Origin of the sequence: Stenotrophomonas sp. TD3, from assembly GCF_001939825.1 — a bacterium.
Classification (GTDB): Bacteria; Pseudomonadota; Gammaproteobacteria; order Xanthomonadales; family Xanthomonadaceae; genus Stenotrophomonas.
Genome location: NZ_MOYM01000001.1, coordinates 1,200,316 through 1,223,774 on the forward strand (window position 1 = coordinate 1,200,316; position 23,459 = coordinate 1,223,774).

General features: G+C 67.6%; 16 protein-coding genes. 5 read left to right on the forward strand and 11 right to left on the reverse strand.

Features of this window, described 5'->3' with window-relative positions; genetic code table 11:
• Nucleotides 1-20: 20 nt before the first annotated feature.
• The 5 genes from BKE09_RS05635 to BKE09_RS05655 all read right to left on the reverse strand — a co-directional run bounded on the left by BKE09_RS05635 (nucleotide 21) and on the right by BKE09_RS05655 (nucleotide 6,383).
• Nucleotides 21-338, reverse strand: a complete 318-nt coding sequence (locus tag BKE09_RS05635; protein ID WP_075675115.1) for a hypothetical protein — start codon at nucleotides 336-338, stop codon at nucleotides 21-23.
• A 145-nt stretch (nucleotides 339-483) separates the two neighbouring features.
• Nucleotides 484-870, reverse strand: coding sequence for an SseB family protein (locus BKE09_RS05640; protein WP_075675116.1), 387 nt, complete (start codon nucleotides 868-870; stop codon nucleotides 484-486).
• A 121-nt stretch (nucleotides 871-991) separates the two neighbouring features.
• Entirely contained in the window at nucleotides 992-2,707 is a 1,716-nt protein-coding gene (locus BKE09_RS05645) for an alpha-amylase family glycosyl hydrolase (RefSeq protein ID WP_075675117.1), read from the reverse strand.
• Nucleotides 2,707-4,194, reverse strand: a complete 1,488-nt coding sequence (locus tag BKE09_RS05650) for an MFS transporter (RefSeq protein WP_075675118.1) — start codon at nucleotides 4,192-4,194, stop codon at nucleotides 2,707-2,709. The genes BKE09_RS05645 and BKE09_RS05650 overlap by 1 nt, the downstream gene beginning before the upstream one ends.
• Entirely contained in the window at nucleotides 4,191-6,383 is a 2,193-nt protein-coding gene (locus BKE09_RS05655; RefSeq protein WP_075675119.1) for a Six-hairpin glycosidase-like protein, read from the reverse strand. The genes BKE09_RS05650 and BKE09_RS05655 overlap by 4 nt, the downstream gene beginning before the upstream one ends.
• A gap of 237 nt (nucleotides 6,384-6,620) precedes the next feature.
• On the opposite strand from BKE09_RS05655, the gene BKE09_RS05660 reads away from it, so the two are divergent.
• Nucleotides 6,621-8,672, forward strand: a complete 2,052-nt coding sequence (locus tag BKE09_RS05660; protein ID WP_075675120.1) for a glycoside hydrolase family 97 protein — start codon at nucleotides 6,621-6,623, stop codon at nucleotides 8,670-8,672.
• A gap of 251 nt (nucleotides 8,673-8,923) precedes the next feature.
• On the forward strand, nucleotides 8,924-11,680 hold the full coding sequence (locus BKE09_RS05665) for a TonB-dependent receptor (protein ID WP_075676590.1): 2,757 nt from the start codon (nucleotides 8,924-8,926) through the stop codon (nucleotides 11,678-11,680).
• Between the two features lie 233 nt (nucleotides 11,681-11,913).
• Here the strand turns inward: BKE09_RS05665 and BKE09_RS05670 are convergent, their stop codons facing one another.
• On the reverse strand, nucleotides 11,914-13,527 hold the full coding sequence (locus BKE09_RS05670; protein ID WP_075675121.1) for an alpha-glucosidase family protein: 1,614 nt from the start codon (nucleotides 13,525-13,527) through the stop codon (nucleotides 11,914-11,916).
• Between the two features lie 214 nt (nucleotides 13,528-13,741).
• Here BKE09_RS05670 and BKE09_RS05675 point away from each other — a divergent pair, with 214 nt between their 5' ends.
• Nucleotides 13,742-14,740 carry a polyprenyl synthetase family protein gene (locus BKE09_RS05675; protein WP_075675122.1) on the forward strand — a complete coding sequence of 333 codons (999 nt, stop codon included), beginning with the start codon at nucleotides 13,742-13,744 and terminating at the stop codon, nucleotides 14,738-14,740.
• Between the two features lie 168 nt (nucleotides 14,741-14,908).
• Here the strand turns inward: BKE09_RS05675 and BKE09_RS05680 are convergent, their stop codons facing one another.
• Entirely contained in the window at nucleotides 14,909-15,700 is a 792-nt protein-coding gene (locus tag BKE09_RS05680) for a dienelactone hydrolase family protein (RefSeq protein WP_075675123.1), read from the reverse strand.
• A 134-nt stretch (nucleotides 15,701-15,834) separates the two neighbouring features.
• Between BKE09_RS05680 and BKE09_RS05685 the strand changes: the two genes are divergently transcribed.
• Nucleotides 15,835-16,419 (forward strand): SMI1/KNR4 family protein, encoded by a 585-nt coding sequence (locus tag BKE09_RS05685; RefSeq protein WP_075675124.1) that lies wholly within the window; start codon nucleotides 15,835-15,837, stop codon nucleotides 16,417-16,419.
• A gap of 26 nt (nucleotides 16,420-16,445) precedes the next feature.
• Here BKE09_RS05685 and BKE09_RS05690 read toward each other — a convergent pair whose 3' ends face one another.
• From BKE09_RS05690 to BKE09_RS05705, 4 genes are all read right to left on the reverse strand, one after another.
• Nucleotides 16,446-16,979 (reverse strand): hypothetical protein, encoded by a 534-nt coding sequence (locus BKE09_RS05690; protein WP_075675125.1) that lies wholly within the window; start codon nucleotides 16,977-16,979, stop codon nucleotides 16,446-16,448.
• Nucleotides 16,980-17,072: 93 nt separating this feature from the next.
• Complete coding sequence (gene murD / locus BKE09_RS05695) at nucleotides 17,073-18,482, reverse strand: UDP-N-acetylmuramoyl-L-alanine--D-glutamate ligase (protein WP_075675126.1); 1,410 nt, start codon at nucleotides 18,480-18,482, stop codon at nucleotides 17,073-17,075.
• The gene (murL, locus tag BKE09_RS05700) at nucleotides 18,463-19,815 is read right to left on the reverse strand and encodes a UDP-N-acetyl-alpha-D-muramoyl-L-alanyl-L-glutamate epimerase (protein WP_075675127.1); all 1,353 of its coding nucleotides are present in this window, start codon (nucleotides 19,813-19,815) and stop codon (nucleotides 18,463-18,465) included. The genes murD and murL overlap by 20 nt, the downstream gene beginning before the upstream one ends.
• A 76-nt stretch (nucleotides 19,816-19,891) precedes the next feature.
• On the reverse strand, nucleotides 19,892-22,486 hold the full coding sequence (locus BKE09_RS05705) for a bifunctional aspartate kinase/diaminopimelate decarboxylase (protein ID WP_075675128.1): 2,595 nt from the start codon (nucleotides 22,484-22,486) through the stop codon (nucleotides 19,892-19,894).
• A 75-nt stretch (nucleotides 22,487-22,561) separates the two neighbouring features.
• Between BKE09_RS05705 and BKE09_RS05710 the strand changes: the two genes are divergently transcribed.
• Complete coding sequence (locus tag BKE09_RS05710; protein ID WP_075675129.1) at nucleotides 22,562-23,434, forward strand: PhzF family phenazine biosynthesis protein; 873 nt, start codon at nucleotides 22,562-22,564, stop codon at nucleotides 23,432-23,434.
• Nucleotides 23,435-23,459 lie beyond the last annotated feature (25 nt).

A 23,459-nucleotide genomic window follows, 5' to 3' on the forward strand; every position in this document is an offset into this window, starting at 1 on the left:
CCTTCGGCGACCGCGAGGCTTCAGCGCGCCGCTGCCTTCGGCCCCAGCAACGCCAGCAGCACATAGACCACGATCGAGGCGACGGTACCAAGCACCGCCGGTAACCCGAATGCCCACGCCGAACGGCCCTGCTGGCGTGCCCACTGGGCCAGATGCCAGGCCGCGCCCAGGTTGATCAGCCAGGCAATGGCGAACACCGGCCATAGCACCATGCCTACCGCACGCAGCACGGGCATGGACACCAGCGCGACGACAATGGCCGCGATCAGGAAGATCAGCGCGGAGCGGGAATGGCGCGATCGTGCCGGTGCGTCGGCAGGTAATTCCCTGAATTCCATGGCAATGCCTCGATCCCGATGTCACCCAAGGGGATCACGTACGGCGCCCGAAGGGAAGCCTTCTGTAGCGTCGAGCCATGCTCGACACATCAGGCGATACGCGAAAGGCAGTCGAGCATGGCTCGACGCTACAGAAGCCGGGGGCTCAGCCCTGTGCGAAGTCCCTCAGGATCTCGCCCACGCCGCTGGGCGAGATCTCAAAGCCCAGCGAAGTACCTGGGTTGATCACCACGCCATAGCCACCCGGCACGCGACGCAGCACGTCCAGCATCAGCCAGCGGATCTGGTGCGGTGCCTGCTGGCTGTAGATGCCCACCCGCGACGGATCGGTGAACACGGCCACGTGCAGCGTGCCCTGCTTGTCGAACAGCAGCGGGTCGAAACCGCTGCCGTCGGGGGTCACCAGGCTGCCGGTCAGCAGTACCACTTCGGAGGCGACGAAGGCCTCCATGAAGGCGCGGATTGGCACCGCCCCGTCCATCGCCGCCTTCAGCAGGGTTTCGATCGGGGTCTGCGGGGCGAGGTCGGTCATGGCGGTACGGTGGGGCGTGAGGGGGGCCTATTGTGCCGGATGCGGCCAAACCCGGTAGTGCCGGCCGCTGGCCGGCATCTGCAGGTGCCAGGAATCCGGGGTTGCCGGCCAGCGGCCGGCACTACCGCCCCAGACGCCGGTCCCGGGCCCGCTGGTCGGCCATCGCCTTGTCCAGCTCGGCCTGCAACACCGCCTGCTGCACGGCGGAATCCAGCACGTAGACCTTCACGCCGTGCGCGGGCACTTCGGCCTTCAGGGAGGCATCCACCTGCAACGAACCGCCATCCAGCGCATCACGCCAGCGGCCGGCCTGGACGTAACGCGCCACGGTGAGAGTCCTGGCCTCGTCGCCCTTGTTCAGCAGTACCAGCGCGGTCTGCGACACCTCGCCCTGTTGCAGCACGCGGAAGAACACCGCCTCATCACCCTGCAGGCGCTCGTTCACCTGCAGGCCGCGCTGCAGCGCCGGGGTAGCTTCGCGCAGTCGCGCGATGCGCTGCAGCGCCGCGAAGATCGGGCTCTGCGGCGCAGCATCCACACGCGGCTGGCCGAAGTAGGCACGATTGCCGGCATGCTCGGCGCGACCACGCATGAAGCCGGTTTCCGAGCCGTAATAGACCACCGGAATACCACGCGCGGTGAACAACCAGTTGTGCGCATCGATGAAGCCATTGTCGCTGGCCTGCAGGCGCGGCATGTCGTGGTTGTCGTAGAAGCTCATCAGCTCGTACGGATTGGCGTACGGGCCACCGCTCAGGTGCAGCGGCTCGGCCAGGGTTTCAAAGCCCTTGCCGGCGGTGCCGAAGGTCTGCTCCAGCGCGCCGCGCAACGGGAAATCGAGCACGCTGACGTTGGCGTTGGCCGGCCAGGTGTGCTCGGCAATGCGTGCGGCATCGTAATCGAACGCTTCGCCGAACATGAACATGCCCGGGTGCTCGGCGCGGATGCGCTTCACGAAGGCATGCCACCACGGGTGCGGCAGCCAGCCGATGGTGTCGATGCGCAAGGCATCCACGCCCTGCGCGGTCCACTGCAGGTAGGCACCCACCAGGTAGTCCATCACCGCCGGATTGTCCTGGTTGAAGTCGGACAGTTCGGCGAGGTTGCCGTCGAAGATCGAACCGTCCTTGCTGTCGACCGGGCCGATGTTGTTGTAGAACGCGTGCAACGGGTTGTGCTTCGGATCCAGCTTCTGCGGTGGCAGGTTCTGGTGGTCAGCGATCAGCGTTCCGTCCTTGTCGAAGATCTGGCCGAACTGCGGCTGCCGTATCGGCATGGTCCAGGCCGGCGAACCGTGGTTGCCGACGATGTCCAGCACCACCTTCAGGCCAGCACCGTGCAGGCCCTTGGTCAGCCCGGCAAAGTCCAGGTCCTTGCTGGGCAGGTGCTCGTCGAGTTTGTAGAAGTTGATGCCCCAGTAGCCGTGGTAGCCGGTCTTGCCGCGATCGGTCAGCGTGCTGGTGCAGCTGATCGGCTTGCTGCCGGTGAACGCCTCGTCCGGGTTGTCGACGATGGGGGTAATCCACACCGCACCGAAGCCGAGGTTGCGGATGTACTGCGCATTGTCGAGCACACCGCGGAAGTCACCACCGAGATAGCCGATGTTGCCGTCCACCTTGTCCGGGCACGGCACCGGGATATCGAAGGTGCGATGCGTGCCGCCCTGGTCGCGATGGTCGTTGGACGGATCGCCGTTGACGAAGCGGTCGGTGACCACGAAGTACACCGCATCGCTGGCGAATGGCTCGGTGGTGCCCACATAGTCCGGGCGCGGCGCGGCCGCTGCATGGCCGGCCAGCAGTAACAAGGAAACAGCAACAGACAGCGCACCACGCATCACACCACCTCCGGACGGGACGGAACCCACAGCACGCACAGGCCGGCGATGAACAGGCTGCAGCCGCCCAGCACCAGTACATGCATCGGCTGGCCACCCAGCAATGTACGCAGGGCGAAGCCGAGCGCACTGGCGGCGACCAGCTGCGGGATCACGATGAAGAAATTGAAGATGCCCATGTACACGCCCATCTTCGACGCCGGCACGCTGTCGGACAGCAGTGCATAGGGCAGCGAGAGAATGGATGCCCAGGCGAAACCGACGCCGACCATCGACAGCAGCAGCCAGTGCGGGTCGCGGATGAACATCAGCGAGACCAGCCCGGCACCGCCCAGCCACAGGTTGACCAGGTGGCTCCAGCGCAGGCCGATCGCACGCACCATCAGTGGAATCAGCACCGCCGCCAACGCGGCGAAACCGTTGTAGGCGCCGAACAGCACGCCCACCCAGTTGGCACCCTCGTTGTAGGCCGCCGACTCCGGTTCGGTCGAACCGAAGTGGGCGCCGGCCAGCGCGGCGGTGGTGTAGATCCACATCGCAAACAGCGCGAACCACGAGAAGAACTGCACCCACGCCAGGCGACGCATGGTGACCGGCATCGCGCGCAGGTCGCCGACGATGGCGGCCAGCATGTGCGTGGCCGGCAGCGTGCGCGCGAGCGCCAGCAGCAGGCCATAGCCGGCACACAGGCCGGCCAGCACGTACAGCATCCTGTCGCCCTGCCGCCACGCAATCAGCAGCGCCAGCAGCACGCCCAGCCCCAGCCATACGGCCACCTGGATCCAGGGTGCCGGACCGCTGATCGGCGCTGCTACATGATGTGCCGATGGCTCGGCATCATCGAACCCGGCCAGCTCTGCCGGTGAGTACTCGCGGGTGCTGACCACCGTCCAGGTGATCGCCGCCAGCAGCACCACCGCGCCGAAGTAGAACGCATAGCGCACGGTGTCCGGCACCTCACCGGCGGCGGCCGTATTGGCGACCCCGAAGTGGGCCAGGATGAACGGCAGGAAGCTGGCGACGATGGCGCCCACGCCGATGAAGAAGCTCTGCATCGCGTACCCGGCTGGACGCTGGCGCGGCGCCAGCTGATCGCCGACGAAGGCGCGGAACGGCTCCATCGATACGTTGATCGAGGCGTCCAGCACCCACAGCGTGCCGGCGGCGATCCACAGCGTCGGCGAGTTCGGCATCACCAGCAGCGCCAGCGTGGTCAACACCGCTCCGATCATGAAGAACGGACGGCGGCGCCCCCAGCGCGTCCAGGTGTGGTCGGACAGGTAGCCGATCACCGGCTGCACCAGCAGGCCTGTCAGCGGCGCCGCGATCCACAGCCCGGGCACCGCATCGATGTCCGCGCCCAGCGTCTCGAAGATGCGGCTGGCATTGGCGTTCTGCAGGGCGAAGCCGAACTGGATGCCGAGGAAGCCGAAACACATGTTCCATATCTGCCAGAACGACAGCTGCGGCTTGGCGGGACGATTCATCGTGCGCCCTCTGCCGCGGCCATCGGCGCCACCATCAGTGCCTGCACCTGGGCCTGGTTGAGCACGCCGTCGCGCCCGCCCTTGCCCCCGGTGTAGTGCGCGAAGTGTTGCAGCGCGCTCATGTTGAAGCCTTCCTCAAGCGCGACCAAACACCGGCCCTTGGCCACGGTGAACGTCGCCGAGGTCGAGTCCTGCACGGCCACGCTGTGCGGCAGCGTGACCGTCCGCCGCTGCTGGGGAATGCCCGGGCACTGCAGCACCAGCTGCTTCACCGCGGCGGTGACGCCCGTGTTGATCGGCCCGTTCGGATTGCGGTACTGCAGGCGCAGGCGCACCTGCCCGGCCCTGGCCGAGCTGAACTGCCAGCGCTGCGCCCCCTTCAGCACCTGCTGCGGACCGACGCAGACCGTCGGGCTGTGCAGCGATTCCAATGCGCCGTCGCGCCGGGTCAGGCTGAGGCAATGCTGCAGGCCGTCGTCGCTGATGCGTGCCTCGCCATTGCTGGCGGTGAGCGCGCGACCGTCCTGCCACAGCACCTGGCCGGCAGCGACCGCCACGTTCCAGCCGCTGCCCTTGCGTCGCGCCTGCGGTGCGGCCGGCGTGGCCGGTGCGCGCGCATTGGCGTCGGTCATCATCACCTCGCTGCGTGGCGCCGCGGCGGCGGGGACCAGCTGCACGGTGGTGGTGGCACCGCGCGTCTTCACCTTGCCCGCCACAAGCAATCCATCACCCAGCTGCTTCGGGCGCTCCAGCACATAGCGTCTGCCCGCAGCGTCCAGACGGATGCTGCGCTGGCTGCCGAACAGCTCCGGTACCAGCACCGCCGGCAACTTGGGCTGCACGCGGCCATCGTCCTGCACGCCGAACACGCCCTCGACCACCATCGACAGATAGCCGGCCACCGACCACAGCTGGCGTTCGGAGTTGACCACCGGGCCGCTCAGCGCGCCCTCGTCAACATGCACGGCCTGGCTGACCAGTTCGTAGTTTTCCATGTTGGAACCGGCCAGCGCGGCGCCCTGCATCAGCGAACGGATCTCGGCGGCGATGCGCGGCGCATCGTCCAGCTGGCGCGCGGCACGCAGCGAGTAGGCGCTGACGAACGGCCAGATCGCGCGGTTGTGGTAGATCGGCTGCTGCGCCTCCTGCGGCCAGACCACCGGGCTGCCGGCCGGCCCCATCGGGTAGGCCGCCAGCGCACGCCTTGCGCGCTCGGGTGGCAGCACGTCGGCCAGGATGCCCAGCGACAGGCCAAGCAGATCGACCTTTGCGTACGGCACCGGGTGCGCGGCTTCGCCGATGTAGCTCATGTACTGGCCGATATCCTCGCGCCAGAAACGTGCATCGATCTGCTGCGCCAATGCATCGGCCCAGGCCTTGTAGTCGGCCGCGCGGGCGTCGCCGTGCTGGCCGGCCAGCCGTTCGGCCAGACGCAGTGCCTGGTAGTGCAGCACGTTGGTGGACAGTGCGTAGGAGTCACCGATGAAGCGCACGTCCTCGCGGGTCCAGTCCGGATAGGTCTGCTCGCGCCAGTCCAGGAACGAGGTCTCGCCACGGTACAGGCCCATCTGCGCGTCGAACACCATCGCGCGGTCCTGCGCCAATGTACCCTGCAGCGCCTGCCAGACCTGGTCGGCGAACACGCGATCGTCCAGCAGGTGGCGTGCCGCCAGGAACCACACCACGCGGTCGCTGCTGATCGGCCAGCTGCCGCCGGAACCGGTGTCCTGCGCGACGAACAGGCCGGGCGTATGGCCATCGCGGGCTGCCGACAGCTTGAACTGCAGCGACTGCCGGGTGCGCTGCGGATCCAGCCGCGCCAGCGCCAGGTCGGCGGCGAAGCTGACATCGCGGGTCCACACGTAGGGCCAGCGCGCGCCGGTCTGGAAGCACTCGCACGGCACCGGCCGGCCTTCGTCGAACGCAGGATCGCGGATCGCATCCACGCGGTCCTGGTCCATCTCCTGCTGGGCCAGCGCGAACAGCGCATCGAACATCACGCTGCCGGTCTGGCTGCGCATCGGTGCGGCTGCGATCTGCACTGCGCCCGTCGGCGCATGCAGCACGAAGCTGCCCTTGGCAGCGGCTTCGGCGCGCGCATGACGGCCGTCGAATTGCAGGTCGGCCGCCTGCGCGGTCGATCCCAGCGCTGCCCCCAGGGCAGCGGTCAGGCAAATGATCTTCAGCATCGAAGCGGCGGACCGGCTTGCGCCCGTCGGCCTCCCTCCCTCTCTGCACGCGTTGTAGGTCCGCACCGTCGTTGCCGGCGGGCGGGCGCGGCCCCTCCCTCAAGGTGCCTTGGCCCCATGGTAGACGCGGGGCTGTCGGCTGCGTCCAGCTGCATACGTATTCATGGCGTTGCGCGGTAGCGCGCCTGTCGCACTGGCTTATGGTCCGGGTCTGCCAACGGCGCCTTGGGAGGGGAAATGCCGATGTCACCCACTGCTGTACGCGCGGTGTTCGCGCATGTGCTCGGACTGGCCCTGCTGGGCCTGGCCACGCTGGCACAGGCCGCGCCACAGGTGGCCAGCGTCGAATCACCGGGCAAGGTGCTCACGGTCCGCCTGGTGCTGGACGGCGGCACTGCCCGCTACCGCGTCGAACGCTTCGGCGAAACCGTGGTGGAGGATTCAAAGCTCGGCTTCGCCCTGCGCGACGGCCGCCTGGACCGCGATTTCGCCCTGCTTGGGCAGCAGCGGCGCAGCGTCGATGACCGCTGGGAACAGCCGTGGGGCGAGCGCCGGCTCACCCGCAACCACTTCAACGAACTGACCGTGCAGCTGGCCGAGACCACCGGCAGCAAGCGGCGGCTGGATGTGGTGTTCCGCGTCTACGACGATGGCCTGGGCTTCCGCTATGTGTTCCCCGAACAGCCGAACCTGCACGAGGCGATCATCGATGACGAACTGACCGAGTTCGCCATCGCGCAGGATTCCACCGCGTGGTGGATTCCCGCCGGCGAACCGATCCACTACGAATACCTGTACCAGCGCACGCCGCTGCGTGAAGTGCCGCTGGTACACACGCCGATGACCCTGCGCAGCCGCGATGGCCTGCACGTGGCGATCCACGAGGCGGCGCTGGTGGACTATGCCGGCATGTGGCTGCGGCGAACCGAGGGCCAGCGCCTGCGCGCGCAGCTGTCGCCCTCCGCCCAAGGCTGGAAGGTGCGCCGTGCCCTGCCCTTTGCCACGCCCTGGCGCACGCTGCAGATCGCCGACCGCGCCGGAGGCCTGGTCGAATCGGACCTGATCCTCAACCTCAACGAGCCCAATGCACTGGGCGATGTGAGCTGGGTGAAGCCAGCCAAGTACCTGGGCGTGTGGTGGTCGATGCACCTGGACAATGAGAGCTGGGCCACCGGACCGAAGCATGCAGCCACCACCGCCAAAACGAAGAAGGTGATCGACTTCGCCGCCGCGCATGGCTTCCGTGGCGTGTTGGTGGAAGGCTGGAACCCCGGCTGGGACGGCAACTGGGTGGGCAACGGCTACGACTTCGACTTCACCCGCGCCACGCCGGACTTCGATATCGAAGCGCTGTCAGCGTATGGCCTGAAGAAGGGTGTGCATCTGATCGGCCACCACGAAACCGGCTGTGCCATCGAGCATTACGAGGACCAGCTGGATGCCGCACTGGACCTGTATGCGCGGCTGGGCGTGGACCAGTTCAAGACCGGCTACGTCTGCGACGACGGCCAGGTCGACCGCCGCAATCCGGCCGGTGGCCCGCTGTGGCGCGAGTGGCACGACGGCCAGTTCATGGCCCGCCACCACCTGAAGGTGGTGCAGGAGGCCGCGCGCCGGCACCTGTCGGTGAACCCACATGAGCCGATCAAGGACACCGGCCTGCGCCGCACCTACCCCAACTGGATCTCGCGCGAAGGCGCACGCGGCATGGAGTACAACGCGTGGGGCCAGCCGCCCAACCCACCGGAGCACGAGGTCAACCTGGTGTTCACCCGCATGCTGGCCGGGCCAATGGATTACACCCCCGGCATCCTCAGCCTGAAGGGCCGCCACGGCCAGGCCATTCCCAGCACGCTGGCCCGCCAGCTTGCCCTGTACGTGGTGCTGTACAGCCCGATCCAGATGGCCGCGGACCTGCCCGAACACTACCTGCAGCATCGCGAGGCGTTCCGTTTCATCGAGGACGTGGCGGTGGACTGGGAGCAGAGCCGCGTGCTCGATGGCGAAGTGGGTGACTACGTGACGATCGTGCGCCACGACCGCAACAGCCGCGACTGGTTCCTCGGCAGCATCACCGACGAGCATGGCCGCGTGTTGCCGGTATCGCTGGGCTTCCTGGAACCGGGCGTGCGCTACCGCGCCGACATCTACCGCGATGGCGAGGGCGCGGACTTCCGCAGCAATCCGTTCGCGTTCATGCGCGAAACCCGCGAAGTGACCAGCGCCGATGCCCTGACGCTGGTGCTGGCACCAGGCGGTGGGCAGGCCATTCGTTTCACACCGCTTTGAATGCACCGGTAGTGCCGGCCGCAGGCCGGCAACCCGGTGATCGTGATTGCCGGCCAGCGGCCGGCACTACCGCACGAGGCATTTGAAAGCGATTACAACCCTGCAAACGCCATTGAATACGTATGCAGGGTGATTCCCGCGAAGAACGCGCTGCCTACCATAGCGGCGACGACAGCGGCCACCGCGTCGCACGTCCACGGTCACGCCGGGACGTTCACGAATCGATCTGCAACATTGCCTGGGAGGGGAAAATGTTGAACCACAAGCGCAGCGCGCTCAGCATCGCGCTGGCCGTTGTCCTGGCGCCGACGCTGGCGTCGGCACAGTCCACGCAGAACACCACCACGCCGGCCGGCACCGCCGCCACCAACCTGGATACGGTGCAGGTCACCGGCATCCGCCGCGGCATCGAGAGCGCGATCGCGGTCAAGCAGGACGCCACCTCGGTGGTCGAAGCGATCTCCGCCGAAGACATCGGCAAGCTGCCCGACGTCAGCATCGCCGAATCCATCTCGCGCCTGCCCGGCCTGGCCGCCCAGCGCGTGGCGGGCCGTGCGCAGGTGATCAGCGTGCGCGGCCTGTCACCGGACTTCGCCACCACTCTGCTCAATGGCCGGGAAGTGGTCAGCACCGGCGACAACCGCGGCGTCGAGTTCGACCAGTACCCGTCCGAGCTGGTCAACGGCGTGACGGTGTACAAGACCCCGGACGCGGCGCTGGTCGGCCAGGGCCTGTCGGGCACCATCGACATGCAGACCGCACGCCCGCTCAGCTTCGGCGAGCGCGTGATCGCGGTCAGTGGCCGCTACCAGAAGAGTTCGCTGGGCCGCGCCGCCAATGTCGATCCGTACGGCAACCGCTTCAGCGCCAGCTACATCGACCAGTTCCTGGACAAGACCCTGGGCATCGCCATCGGCTACGCGCACAGCGACATGCCGATCCAGGAGAACCAGGTCGGCCTGTACGAGCCGTGGACCACCGAGCACACCGACAAGGGCGACCGCCCGGGCGTGGGCGCCGGCACCTACTTCTCCGATGGCATCAAGGCGCTGCGCCGCACCGGCAACAACAAGCGCGACGGCGTGATGGCCACGATCCAGTTCCGGCCGAACAACAGCTGGACCAGCACCTTCGATGCCTTCCACACCGAAGCCGAGCAGATCGACACCGCCAACCAGTTCGAGCTGAACCTCAGCAACTACAACGGCAACTACACCCCGGGCCTGCTGGTCAGCAACCCGCAGATCAACGCCAACGGCTCGTTCACCGGCGGCACCGCCAGCGGCGTGTATCCGCTGGTGCGCGGCATGTACAACAAGCGCAAGGACAAGATCGATGCGTTCGGTTGGAACAACGAGTTCAATTTCGGCGGCGTCAAGCTGGTCGCCGACCTGAACTACTCCAAGGCCACGCGCGACGAGCTGAACCTGGAAAACAACCTGCAGCTGACCCCGATGCCGCAGCTGGACACGGTCGGCGTGTCGATCCGCCAGGACGGCTTCTCGCAGATCAGCCCGGGCCTGAACTACTCCAACCCCGATGCGCTGTTCCTGACCAACACCATCTACGGTTCCGGCTACGGCAAGGTGCCGAAGGTGGAAGACCGCCTGAAGGGGGGCAAGCTGGCCGCCACCATCGCCCTGCCCGACGCCATCGCCTCGTGGGCGCCGGACATCGACATCGGCGTGAACTACGCCGACCGCCGCAAGGTGAAGACCCAGTCCGAAGGCAACATCCTGCTCGGCGCGCAGGGCGACGCCAACATCGCCTCGGACCTGCAGTACCGCCCGGTCAACCTGGGTTTCGCCGGCCTGGGCACCATCCCGGCCTGGGACGTGCCGGCCGCAGTGGGCCGCTACATGACCTTCAACCCGGTCGACAACCTGGACTACCTGATTCCCAAGTCGTGGTCGGTGCAGGAAAAGATCACCACGGCCTGGGCGCGCCTGAACATCAACACCGACATCGGTGAAGTGGGCGTGCGTGGCAACATCGGCGTGCAGATGCAGCACACCGACCAGAGCTCGGATTCGCGGTACTGGGACAGCTCGCAGTCGGCCGGCAACAACGTGCAGCCGTATTCGAACGGCCGCACCTACAACGACTGGCTGCCGAGCTTGAACCTGGCCTTCATGTTCCCGCACCAGCAGACGCTGCGCTTCGCCGCCGCCAAGCAGGTCGCGCGCCCGCGCGTGGACCAGATGCGCGCCGGCCTGGAGTTCGGCGTGGACACCGGTACCGGCCGGCCGGGCGGCAGTGGCGGCAATCCACTGCTGGACCCGTGGCGTGCCACCGCGCTGGACCTGTCCTATGAGAAGTACTTCGGCGAGAAGGCCTACGTGGCCGCCGCGATCTTCTACAAGGACCTGAAGAGCTACGTCTACACCCAGTCGGTGGACAACTACGACTTCACCTCGCTGCTGGGCAGCTACGTGCCGCCACCGGGCATGACCTCGCCGGTGCTGACCACCGGCACCTTCTCCGCGCCGCAGAACGGCAAGGGCGGCACGTTGAAGGGCCTGGAGCTGACCGCATCGTTCCCGCTGGAGATGCTGACCGACAGCCTGCGTGGCTTCGGCGTGCAGGCCAGCGCGACCTTCAACAAGAGCGACATCACCATCCTGGATCCGGAGAGCGCCTCCAGCGTGGGCAGTGACCCGATCAGCCTGCCGGGCCTGTCCAAGCGCGTGTACAACTTCACCGCCTATTACGAGCGCAGCGGCTTTGAAGCACGCGTCAGCCAGCGCCGCCGTTCGGACTTCATCGGTGAGATCGGCAACTTCAACGGCAACCGCAGCCTGCGCTACGTGGTGGGCGAGAACGTGACCGATGCGCAGGTCAGCTACACCTTCAGCGACAGCAGCGCTTTGCGTGGCCTGACCCTGCTGCTGCAGGGCAGCAACCTGACCAACGAGCCGTACCGCACCTACGCCGGCAGCAAGGACCGCCCGCTGGAGTACATCGAGTGGGGCCGCACCTACATGCTGGGCGTGAACTACAAGTTCTGACCATGACCGGGTAGTGCCGGCCGCTGGCCAGCAACACATGGAAAACCCGCTGCGCAGGCAGCGGGTTTTCTTTTGCCTGGATGCCCATCCACGCGTGGCGTGGATCTACCCAGCGCCGCCCCAACCCGTAGATCCACGCCATGCGTGGATGCCTTTCGCCGGAAGCCCACCCACAAAAAAGGGACGGGGCGCTTCGGCCCCGTCCCCGCAAGTACCGCCACCGGAGAAAACGGTCAGCTGCGTCGGGCGCAATACACCGCACGCGGCGGCAGCTGGAGTTCATTGCCCTGCACCGTGCCCGCTTCCGGGCCCGGCACCGCCACCTGCTGCCAGTTGCCCGGCGGCAGCGGATGGCTCACCGCCTCGGCCGACAGGTTGAAGGCCAGCAGGAGGGTTTCATCTGCAAGCATACGCTCGAACAGCAGCACTGGCTCGGCGCTTTCGATGAATCTGATGCTGCCATGCAATAGGGCCGGCTGGGTATGCCGCCAGGCCAGGAAGGCCCGGAACGCGGCCAGGACCGAGTGCGGGTCGCGTTCCTGCACGGCTACCGCCGCGGCGCGGTGCTCGGCCGGGATCGGCAGCCACGGCTGGCCGGTGGTGAAGCCGGCCAGCGGCGCATCGGTCCACGGCAGCGGGGTACGGCAACCGTCGCGACCCTTGAAGTTGGGCCAGAAGGTGATGCCATAGGGGTCCTGCAGGGCCTCGAACGGTACCTCCGCCTCGGCCAGGCCCAGCTCTTCACCCTGGTACAGGCAGACCGAGCCGCGCAGCGAGCACAGCATCGCCACCAGCATCCGCGCCAGGCGCGGGTCGGCCGGGTGGCCGCCCCAGCGGCTGACCGCCCGCTCCACGTCGTGATTCGAAACTGCCCAGCACGGCCAGCCTTCGGTCATCGCCGCTTCCAGCCGCGAGACCGTATCGCGGATGTAGGCCGCGCTGTAGTCGTCCACCAGCAGCTCGAAGCTGTAGCCCATGTGCAGGCGGCCATCGCGGGTGTACTCGGCCGTGGTGGCCAGCGAGTCCTCCGAAGAGATCTCGCCCAGGCTGACCGCCCCCGGGTACTCGTCCAGCAGCGCGCGCAGGCGCTCCAGGAACGGCAGGTTCTCCGGCTGGGTGTTGTTGTAGTAGTGGTACTGGTAGGCGTACGGGTTGTCCGGGCTGAAGCCGCGCCCCACCCGCTTGTCGGCGGGCTTGGCCGGGTTGTCACGCAGCTGTGCGTCGTGGAAGCAGAAGTTGATCGCATCCAGGCGGAAACCATCCACGCCGCGGTCCAGCCAGAAGCGCACGTTGTCCAGGGTCGCCTGCTGCACGTCCGGGTGATGGAAGTTCAGGTCCGGCTGGTCGACCAGGAAGTTGTGCAGGTAGTACTGCTCGCGGCGCGGCTCCCACTGCCAGGCGCAGCCGCCGAACAGCGACAGCCAGTTGTTGGGCGGGGTGCCGTCCTCGCGCGGGTCGGCCCAGACGTACCAGTCCGCCTTCGGGTTGCTGCGGTCCTGGCGGCTCTCGCGGAACCAAGCATGCTCGATCGAGGTGTGGCTCAGCACCTGGTCGATCATCACCTTCAGGCCCAGGCCGTGGGCCTTGGCCAGCAGGCGGTCGAAGTCGTCCAGGCTGCCGAACAGCGGGTCGACATCGCGGTAGTCGGCGATGTCATAGCCGAAGTCGGCCATCGGCGACTTGAAGAACGGCGAGATCCAGATCGCATCCACGCCCAGCGCGGCGATGTGGTCCAGCCGCTCGATGATGCCCGGCAGGTCGCCCACCCCGTCGCCGTTGGCGTCGAGGTAGCTGCGCGGGTAGATCTGGTAGATGACGGCTCCGCGCCACCATGGATAGTGCGACATCGACAGCCCCCCTCCGGGCATGCGGGACCCGCCGGCAGCGGGCTGAAAACCTGATCCGGCAAGCTTAGCGGCGGCCCCGCGGGCATGGCGCAACCTGCATACGTATTCACGCAGGCGGCAGCGTTTGCGGGGCCGCGAACACCGGCCAGCCCGGTTTGCGCCCGAATTCACGGCCAGCGCCTATAATCGGCGGTGAGCCTGAAAGCCTGATCGCATGACCATCACCGAAGACACCCGTCCCGCCCTGGGCCTGCCCCAGATCCAGTCGCTTGCCGCGGCCGACATGGCCGCCGTCGACGCCCTGATCCGGCGCCGGCTGTCCTCGGACGTCGTGCTGATCAACCAGATCGCCGACCACATCATTTCCGCCGGTGGCAAGCGCCTGCGCCCGATGCTGGTGATGCTGGCCGGCCATGCGGTCGGCCACGCCGGCCCGGACCACCACCAGCTGGCGGCGATCATCGAATTCATCCATACCTCCACCCTGCTGCACGACGACGTGGTGGACGAATCCAGCCTGCGCCGTGGCCGCAGCACCGCCAACGCGCTGTGGGGCAACGCACCCAGCGTGCTGGTGGGTGACTTCCTGTACTCGCGCAGCTTCCAGCTGATGGTCGAGCTGGAACGCATGTCGGTGATGCAGATCCTGGCCGATGCCACCAACCGCATCGCCGAGGGTGAGGTGCTGCAGCTGCTGCACGTGCACAACCCGGACACCGACGAAGCCGCGTACCTGCGCGTGATCGAGCGCAAGACCGCGGTGCTGTTCGCCGCCGGCACCCGCCTGGGCGCGCTGGCCAGCGGCGTGGATGAAGCCACCCAGCAGGCCCTGTTCGACTACGGCATGCACCTGGGCTACGCGTTCCAGATCGCCGACGACGTGCTGGACTACTCGGCCAACGCCGAGGAACTGGGCAAGAACCTGGGCGACGACCTCGCCGAAGGCAAGGCCACGCTGCCACTGATCCACGCGATGGCCCACTCCGACGACGCCACCCGCGAGCGCCTGCGCACCATCGTGCAGGACGGCGATGCCTCGGCGATGCCGGAAGTGCTGGCCGCGATCCGCACCACCGGCGGCCTGGAGTACAGCCGCGCGCGTGCCGAGGAATATGCCGAAGCCGCCGAGCGCGCGCTCGATGGCCTCGGCGACAACGACGCTGTTGCCGCCCTGCGCGGCCTGGCCCGCTACGCGGTGCAGCGCTCGCATTGACCGGTAGTACCGACCAACGGTCGGCACCTACCAAACCGGCATTCCGGTGGGTGCCGACCGTTGGTCGGCACTGAAGCATCGGTAGTGCCGGCCGCTGGCCGGCATTCCCTATGACATCCGCAGCATTGTGAGGTTGCCGGCCAGCGGCCGGCACTACCGCTGCATGGTTCAACGTTTCTCGAAGCGCTCCTCGAAGAATTCATCCAGCGCCTTCCACGCGCGCTTGGCCGCCCGTTCGTTGTACTGGCAGCCTGGCGGGCTGTTGGCATCGCGCTCGGCGAAGCAGTGCACCGCCCCGCTGTAGTTGGTGAATTCCCAGTCGACCTTGGCCGCGTCCATTTCCTTCTGGAAGCTGCCGATGTCCTCGGCGGTCACGCTCTTGTCGTCGGCACCGTTGAGCACCAGCACCGAGGGATGGCTGCCACCGGCCTGCGCCGGCAATGGCGAACCCAGCCCACCGTGCAGGCTGACCACCCCGGCCAGCGGCGCACCGGCGCGGGCCAGCTCCAGCACCGTGGTGCCGCCGAAGCAGAAGCCCACCGCACCGATCCGACTGGCATCGAGCGGCGCCTTGCCGGCCTGCGCCTTGAGCACATTCACCGCTTCCAGCGCGCGGGCACGCAGCAGCGGCCGATCGTTGCGCAGCTTGCTGGCCACCGGCCCGGCCTCGGCATCGGTCTTCGGCCGCACGCCCTTGCCGTACACATCGGCCACCAGCACCACGTAGTCATCGCCGGCCAGCTGCCTGGCCTTCTCCACCGCCGATTCGTTCACACCCTTCCAGTTCGGCACCATCACCAGGCCTGGGCGCTTGTCGTGCCCACCATCGTCATAGACCAGCACGCCACTGAAGGTCGTGCCCTGGTGCTTCCACTCCACCGGCTGGGTCTTCATCACCGCCCACGCCGGCATCGCCGCCAGCCCCAGCATCACCGCCACACCGCATCGCCAACGATTCATGCGCCTGCTCCGCAAGAAAAAGGGGACGGAGGGGATTAAGCCGTATTCGCCCCTCCCGCGTCGCATTCTGCATTGGCGACGTGACGCAGGTGTGGTTGGATACGACTTAATCCCCTCCGTCCCCCTTTTACCGCATGAATCTTGTCGATCGCTTTCTGTCTGGCCTTGTTCCGCGTCTGCCTGCCGAGGATGCCGCCCAGTGGGCCTGGGTCGAAGGCGCCGGCGCCGAAGACCTGCAACGCCTGCGCGCGCAGTGGCCGCAGGTGCCGGACAGCCTGCTGGAACTGCTGTCACGCGTGGATGGCACCCACTTCCGTGAGTACCCCGGCGGCGAGGTCTGCGTGCTGGTGCTGGGTTCAGATGTGGGCGATTACCCGTACTACCTGCGCTCGGTCGCGCAGATCTTCGAGGACCAGCAGCAATGGGACGACAGCATTCGTTCCATCTACGAAGAGTGGCTGGATGAGGAGCCGGAGATCCTGGGTGAAGGCATCGACGCGGATCTGCCGATGAACCGCCGCCTGTGCTTCTCGCACTGCATGAACAACGGCGGCACCTCGATGCTGTACCTGGATTTCGATCCGGCGCCGGGTGGCACGGTTGGGCAGGTGGTACGCTTCCTGCATGATCCGGACAGTTACGTAGTCATCGCACCCAGTTTCGATGCGTACCTGCAACAGCTGATTGATCGCGATTACGCGTTCATCGATCAGGAGTAGATCCACGCCATGCGTGGACGGCCATCTCACCCGCGCTCGATCCAATGCAACGTGCCCGGCGCGAACGCCAGCAGATCCGCTGCATCCAGCTGATCCCGCGACCAATGATGTTCCGGTGGCTTCGGCTGCCGGGCACTCACCGCACCGTCGTAGTCACGCACCAGCAGGCCGATGCGCGCGGCCCCGGCCAGCAGCAGCGCGTCGATGCGCTGCAGCCACTGGCCGGCGTCGCCCACTGCTTCATCGCGGCGCACCTGCTGATCCTGCGCATGCCGCGCCAGTTGCTCGGCCAGCGCACGGGCGATCTTCGCCTCGCTCCAGCCCTTCTTCCGCCAGCGCTCGGCATCGCCCTTCCATTCCGGCTCCGCCTGCGCCGAGGCCAGCGCCGTGCCGCAATCGCAGTGCGTGGCACTCAGCCACGGCTGCCAACCGGGCCCGACCGCCGCCTGCAGGCTGGGCGACGACTGCGCGAACAGGCGCCGGCCGCTGCGGGTGAAGATCGCAGCAGCCGTATCGTGGGCCAGCATGGTGGGCAGGAACACGGTGATGAAGGTGCACATCGGGCTTCTCGAATCCGTCCGGGAATGCGCCGATGTTAACTCGCTGGGGTCAGAGCCCTTTCCTGCGAAAGGGATCCGACCCCCGGCCGGCAATCAGGCGATACCCAACCCGGGAATCGCACTGATGCTGTCCGGATCGAAGCCGGCCAACTCGGCGAAATGACGACCACGCGCTACGTAATCGCGGTAGGCCCCAAAGCTCGGCGCGCCCGGCGACAGCAATACCACCCCGCCCTGCACACCCAGCGCGGCACGTGCCAGCGCCATCGCCTCCGGCAGATCGCCCGCCGCGTGCAGGCCGAAACGGCGGGCATCGGCCAGCGGCTGCAGCATCGCGTGGATGCGCGGGCCGTTGCTGCCCATGGTCACGATCTCCACCGGCGGCACATCGTGCGCCATGTGCTGCATGAAATCGGTCCAGTCCAGACCACGGTCATGCCCCCCCACCAGCAGCGCGATACGCTGGCCGGCAAAGCACTCCAGCGCGGCCAGACTGGCATGCGGCGTGGTGCTGATCGAATCGTTGACGTAGGTAAGGCCATCGGCCACGCCGATGCGCTGCAGGCGGTTCGGCAGCGGACGGAAGTCCTGCACCGCCGGCGCCAGCGCCACCGCGTCCAGGCCCAGTGCTTCCAGTGCGGCCAGCACCGCGCACAGGTTGCCGCGGTTGTGGCGGCCCGGCAGCGGCGTGTTGCGGGTATCGAACACGGCCTGTTCGCCGCGATGCACGACGTCACCGCGCATATGCCAGCCCTGCGGCTGGTTGAACCAGACCACGTCGCTGTCAGGCAACGAGAGCGCGGCCAGGTGCGGATCGGCGGCGTTGAGCACGGCGATGCGCGGCGCGGCCTCGGTCACCAGCCGCAGCTTGTCCTCGATGTAGCGCTGCTCGCTGCCGTGCCAGTCCAGGTGTTCCGGGAACAGGTTCAACACCACCGCCACCTGCGGGCGGGCGCCACTGCGCGCCACTTCGCCGGTCTGGTAGCTGGACAGCTCCACCGCCCAGTATTCGGGCGCGGGCTGCGGGTCCAGCACTTCCAGCAGCGGCAGGCCGATGTTGCCGACCAGTCCGGTGCGGTGGCCGGCGGCGCGCAGCAGGTGCGCCACCAGCGCGGTGGTGGTGCTCTTGCCCTTGGTGCCGGTCACGCACACGGTGTCGTGCACGATGCCATCTTCAGCCGCGTGCTCGGCAAACCACAGCGCGGTGCCGCCGATGAAGGTCGTGCCCTGCCCTGCCGCCGCCAGCGCGATCGGCTGGTAGGGACTGATGCCGGGCGATTTGATCACAACGTCGAACATGGCCAGCGCTTCAGCGGAAGGCTCGCCACGCACGTCCAGCGCGCCCTGTGTTTCCAGGCGCGCGGCCTCGACTTCGGACGCCGGGCAGAACAGGCTCAGCGGCAGCGTGGGCAGGCGCTCACGCAGCACCGCAAACGCGGCGCGGCCCTCACGGCCCCAGCCCCACAGCGCAATGCGCTTTCCTTCAAGCTTCGAAATCTTCACGCACCCGTTCCCACAGCGCAGCCGGAACGCGGTGCTCGCCCTGCAGCTGCAGCAGCGGTGCCAGTTCCAGTTCGGCGGCATCCAGCTGCGGCTGGATCTCATTGCAGAAGCGCTTCACCAGCACGTCTTCCTTCCACTCCGGGCGCTGCGCCAGGGTCGCCATCGCCGCGCGCGATTCGCGGCCTTCGCCCACGCACTCGAACGGCTTGTGGTCCTGGAACTCCAGCAGTGCGTCGAAGCCACCGGCCTGCTCGGCATCGTCCAGCAGGTTGCGGCCGAAGATACGCACCAGGCGCGTCTTGGGCATGAACGGGGCCAGCGCCAGGAACACGAAATGGCACTTCGGGCAGACGCCGCACCAGCGGTTCACCGGGCGCTCGCCGAGGATGTGGAAGTTGCGGTTGCAGCTGGAGAAATGCGCGTCGTAGAAGTCGGTCTTGGCGAACTGGCGAGCCACCGCCAGCTCCGACATCGGGCGCAGCAGCGAGTAGTACTGCAGGTCCGCAGCGACGTGCTTCTGCACGTGGCTGCCGAACGCCTGCTCGAACGCCCAGCCCTTGGACCACTGGTGGTTCACTTCGCCGGTGCCTGGAATCTGGCTGCCGTAGCTGGCCGAACGTTCGTTGGAGAACACCACCTGGTCCACGCCCTGCAGCAGCGCGGCCAGCACCATGATCGCCGAGTTCACCGCGGTAACCGGGATATGCCCGTTCCAGGCGCCCTGGCGGTTGAGCTCGAACAGTTCCGGCGCCAGCGCGCGGCCCAGGTTCAGCGTCGGCAGGCCGGTACGCTCGGCACAGGCGCGGATCAGCTGCGAGCCACCGATCCAGGTCACGGTCTCGTCCACGCCGGCACGGCGCAGCGCTTCAATGCTGACCAGCGAATCCTTGCCGCCACCGATCGCCACCAGCGCGTGCGGCTGCAGGCCCAGCACCGGCGCCTGCACCGCGTCGCCCTGCACCGGCAGGCGGAAGCGCCCGCGCAGGTTCAGGCCGTTGCGGTACGCAAACTCACCCAGGCCGTTGAGGTAGACCGTCTCCACCAGCGCAGCGGTATCGGCATCGATGGTGTAGCTGTCGATGCTGACCGTCTCCGGCACGCCCGCCTTGTAGTAGCTGACACCGGCGATCAGGTGCAGCAGCTGCAACGCGCGCTGCACGGCGGCGCTACGCGCTTCGTCCAGCACGAACGGGGCGCCCGGCACGGTGATGGTTTCCACCATCTCCGGGCCGTCATCAAAGGCGTAGACCAGCCTGGCCACGCCGGTATCCGCGGCGAATTCGCAGCGGACGAAGCGGAAGCGGGAAACCTGGTGTTTGTCGAAAGCAGTCATGGTGTATCCGGTCAGGCACGGGCCCGCGCGATGGCGCGGGGCGTGTCGGTGGGCGGGTGCAGGGCGCGCGCGGTGGTCATTCGATCACGTCTTCGCGCGGCAGCATCCGCTGGTTGTAGGTATTGGCCATCGAATAGCCGTAGGCGCCGGCGTCGGCGATCAGCATCACATCGTCCGGCGCGGTCGACACCGGCAACTTGCGGCGCTTGCCGAACACATCGCTGGATTCGCAGATCGGGCCGACCACGTCGAACGCCGCTTCGGCATAACCGCCCTGGCGGCTGAGGTTCTCGATGTCGTGCCAGGCGTCGTACAGGGCCGGCCGCATCAGCGCGTTCATGCCAGCATCCAGGCCGACGCGGCGCACGCCGTCCTTCTCCACCACCTGGGTGACATGGGTCAGCAGCACGCCGGATTCGGCCACCAGGTAGCGGCCCGGCTCGATCGCCAGGCGGAATGCCGGGTGCAGCGCCTTGACCTCGGCCAGGCCCTCGGCCCAGGCGTCCAGGTCGAACGGCTCATCTTCGTCGCTGTACGGAATCGGCAGGCCACCGCCGATATCGATGGTGTGCACACTGCCGATGCGGCGGGCGAAGCCGGCCAGCTCATCGCACATCAGGCGCCAGTGCTGCGCGGTTTCCACGCCGCTGCCCAGGTGCGCATGCAGGCCGACCACGCGGCTGCCCAGATCGGTGGCCGCGCGCACGAACTCATCGACGCGGGCGATCGGCAGGCCGAACTTGGAATCCTTGCCACCGGTGCGGACCTTGGCATGGTGACCTTCGCCACGGCCCAGATCGACGCGCAGCCACAGCTCGCGGTTGCGGAACAGGTCCGGCCAGCGCTGCAGCGCTTCGACGTTGTCGACGGTGACGGTCACGCCCAGCGCGAACGCGGCTTCGTACTCGCTGCGCGGGCAGAAGCTGGGGGTGAACAGCACGCGCTTGGGCGACAGTTCCGGCAGGTGCTGGAACACGTGCTTCAGCTCACCGTGCGATACGCACTCCAGACCGAAGCCTTCGGCTTCCAGCAGCTGCAGGATGGCCGGGTGGCTGTTGGCCTTGATCGCGTAGTAACGCTGATCGATCGGCTTGATCGCGGCCAGCGCGCGGGCACGGGCGCGCACGGTCGGCAGGTGGTAGACGTAGCGCGGCGTACCGGCGTCGGCCAGCTGCAGCAGGTGCGCACGCTGGCCCCGCCACCACGGCGTGCCACGCGGGCGCACGGTGCCGGCGATCTCGCGCCAGCGCGGGCCGAACACTTCGGTTTCTTCCACCGGCATCGCACCGCTGTCGATCAGCTCGGCGTGCAGGATCGGCAGCAGGCCATCGGCATCGGCTTCGTCGATGACGAAGGTCAGGTTCAGGTCGTTGGACGACTGCGAGATCATGTGCACGCGCTCGCGGCCGAAGGTGGCCCACACGTCCGACAGCTTGTGCAGCAGCGAACGCATGCCACGGCCAACCAGGGTGATCGCCGCGCACGGCACGATCACCTTCACCTTGCAGATCTGCGACAGGTCGGCCGACAGCGCGGCCAGCACATCGGTGTTGACCAGATTCTCGGACGGATCCAGCGACACGGTGACGTTGGTTTCGGCCGAACCGATCAGGTCGACCGACAGGCCATGCTTCTTGAACAGGTTGAACACATCGGCCAGGAAGCCGACCTGCTGCCACATGCCGATGCCTTCCATCGACACCAGCACGATGCCGTTGCGGCGGCTGATCGCCTTCACGCCCGGCACCGGCGCAGCACTGCCGTCGATGCTGGTGCCCGGCAGTTCCGGGCGCTCGGTATCGAGGATGGCCATCGGCACGCCGGCATCGCGGCACGGCTTGATCGAGCGCGGGTGCAGCACCTTGGCGCCGGTGGTAGCGATTTCCTGCGCCTCGTAATAGTCCAGGCGGGTCAGCAGGCGCGCGTCGGGCACGTCGCGCGGATTCGCACTGAACATGCCCGGCACATCGGTCCAGATCTCCACGCGGCTGGCGCCGAGCAGCGCGCCGAAGTACGCCGCCGAGGTATCCGAGCCACCACGGCCGAGGATGGCGGTACCGCCATCGGCATGCCGCGAGATGAAACCCTGGGTGATCAGCAGGCGGGTCGGCTGCGCGCGGAAGCGCTGCATCCACTCCGCATCGGCACGCCACTGGCAGTTCACCGACAGGCGCTGCGACCAGTCGCTCTGGTTCGGCTGCGGCGGCATCGCGTCCAGCCACTGGCGGGCATCCATCCAGCCCATGTCCAGGCCCGAAGCGTGCAGATAGGCCGCGCCCAGCGTGGACGACAACAGCTCGCCCTGGCCCAGCACTTCGGCCTGCCACTGCAGCGGGCGGGTGGCCGCACGCGGGTCGTCGAGCAGGCCCTGCAGCGCCGCCAGGCGCTCGGCCAGTACTTCGCGGCCCAGGCCCAGTTCGGCCAGGAAGCCTTCATGGCGTTCGACAAGCGCGGCCACGCGATCACGGCTGTCCGGCGCGCCATCGGCGATCGCGGTCAGTTCGTTGGTGACCCCGGACAGCGCCGACACCACCACCAGCACACGCGAGCCAGTCTCTTCCGCGCGTTTTTTCGCCAGCTTCCCGATCGTGTCCCAGCGGTGACGACGCGACACCGAAGTGCCGCCGAACTTCAGTACGATCCAACGATCGACAAGGGGGGAAGCTGACATGGATTGGCTATGTAGAATGTGGGGAAGCCGCCCCTGGGGGCGGAACCTTTGATTCTAAGCGCAATATCCCCGTAGATGGCCGTCCTTCGTTACCTGCAGCTCGATGTCTTCGCCCCCCGCCCCGGCACCGGCAATCCGCTGGGCGCCCTCCTGGATGCCGACGACCTCTCCGGCGAGCAGATGCAGGCCCTGGCCGCCTGGCTGAACCTGTCCGAGACGGTGTTCTTCCTGCGCCCCAGCGCGCCCGGCGCCGACTACCACATCCGCATTTTCACCCCGACCCGCGAGCTGGCCTTCGCCGGCCACCCCAGTGTCGGCGCGGCCTGGGCGGCGGTGAGCTGCGGCCTGGCCCAGCCGCGCGACGGCGCCCTGCTGCAGCAATGCGCGGCGGGAGTGCTGCCGGTGCGGGTGAGCGGCCCGGCCGAGGCGCTGCAGATCCAGCTGGCCAGCCCAGCGGCGCGGCAACTGGACACAGCCGCGGACGGAGCACCCGAAACACTGCTGGCCCTCGCCGCCAACGGGCACGTGCCCGAACTCTGGGACAACGGCGCACGCTGGTGGCTGCTGCCGCTGCGCGACGCCGCCGCCGTGCGCAACCTGGCGCCGGACATGGCCGCGCTGGCTGACTGGAGCCTCGCCACCGATGCCACCGGCGTGGCCGTATTCGCCGACGAGGCCGGCAGCGACCACACGCGTGTGGTGCGCGCCTTCTGCCCCGCTGATGCGGCCAGCGTGCCGGAAGATCCGGTCACCGGCAGCGCCAATGCCCTGATCGGTGCCTGGCTGCGGCAGCGCAACGCCCTGCCCGACCGCGAGGGCCACTACGTGGCCAGCCAGGGCCGCGAAGTCGGCCGCGACGGCCGCGTACAGGTGCAGGTCGACGCGCAGGGCACGGTCTGGATCGGCGGCCAGGTGCAGCCGGTCATCGACGGCCACATCCGCTGGTAGCGCACGGAAAAAAGGGGACGGAGGG

Bases quoted from the DNA above. Each gene is read 5' to 3' on its own strand.
- BKE09_RS05685 (WP_075675124.1), top strand. From the start codon at position 15,835: ATGAATCTTGTCGATCGCTTTCTGTCTGGCCTTGTTCCGCGTCTGCCT.
- BKE09_RS05705 (WP_075675128.1), bottom strand. From the start codon at position 22,486: ATGTCAGCTTCCCCCCTTGTCGATCGTTGGATCGTACTGAAGTTCGGC.
- murL (WP_075675127.1), bottom strand. From the start codon at position 19,815: ATGACTGCTTTCGACAAACACCAGGTTTCCCGCTTCCGCTTCGTCCGC.
- BKE09_RS05690 (WP_075675125.1), bottom strand. From the start codon at position 16,979: ATGTGCACCTTCATCACCGTGTTCCTGCCCACCATGCTGGCCCACGAT.
- BKE09_RS05710 (WP_075675129.1), top strand. From the start codon at position 22,562: ATGGCCGTCCTTCGTTACCTGCAGCTCGATGTCTTCGCCCCCCGCCCC.
- BKE09_RS05650 (WP_075675118.1), bottom strand. From the start codon at position 4,194: ATGAATCGTCCCGCCAAGCCGCAGCTGTCGTTCTGGCAGATATGGAAC.
- BKE09_RS05670 (WP_075675121.1), bottom strand. From the start codon at position 13,527: ATGTCGCACTATCCATGGTGGCGCGGAGCCGTCATCTACCAGATCTAC.
- BKE09_RS05655 (WP_075675119.1), bottom strand. From the start codon at position 6,383: ATGCTGAAGATCATTTGCCTGACCGCTGCCCTGGGGGCAGCGCTGGGA.
- BKE09_RS05660 (WP_075675120.1), top strand. From the start codon at position 6,621: ATGCCGATGTCACCCACTGCTGTACGCGCGGTGTTCGCGCATGTGCTC.
- BKE09_RS05645 (WP_075675117.1), bottom strand. From the start codon at position 2,707: ATGCGTGGTGCGCTGTCTGTTGCTGTTTCCTTGTTACTGCTGGCCGGC.
- BKE09_RS05675 (WP_075675122.1), top strand. From the start codon at position 13,742: ATGACCATCACCGAAGACACCCGTCCCGCCCTGGGCCTGCCCCAGATC.
- BKE09_RS05665 (WP_075676590.1), top strand. From the start codon at position 8,924: ATGTTGAACCACAAGCGCAGCGCGCTCAGCATCGCGCTGGCCGTTGTC.
- BKE09_RS05680 (WP_075675123.1), bottom strand. From the start codon at position 15,700: ATGAATCGTTGGCGATGCGGTGTGGCGGTGATGCTGGGGCTGGCGGCG.
- BKE09_RS05640 (WP_075675116.1), bottom strand. From the start codon at position 870: ATGACCGACCTCGCCCCGCAGACCCCGATCGAAACCCTGCTGAAGGCG.
- BKE09_RS05635 (WP_075675115.1), bottom strand. From the start codon at position 338: ATGGAATTCAGGGAATTACCTGCCGACGCACCGGCACGATCGCGCCAT.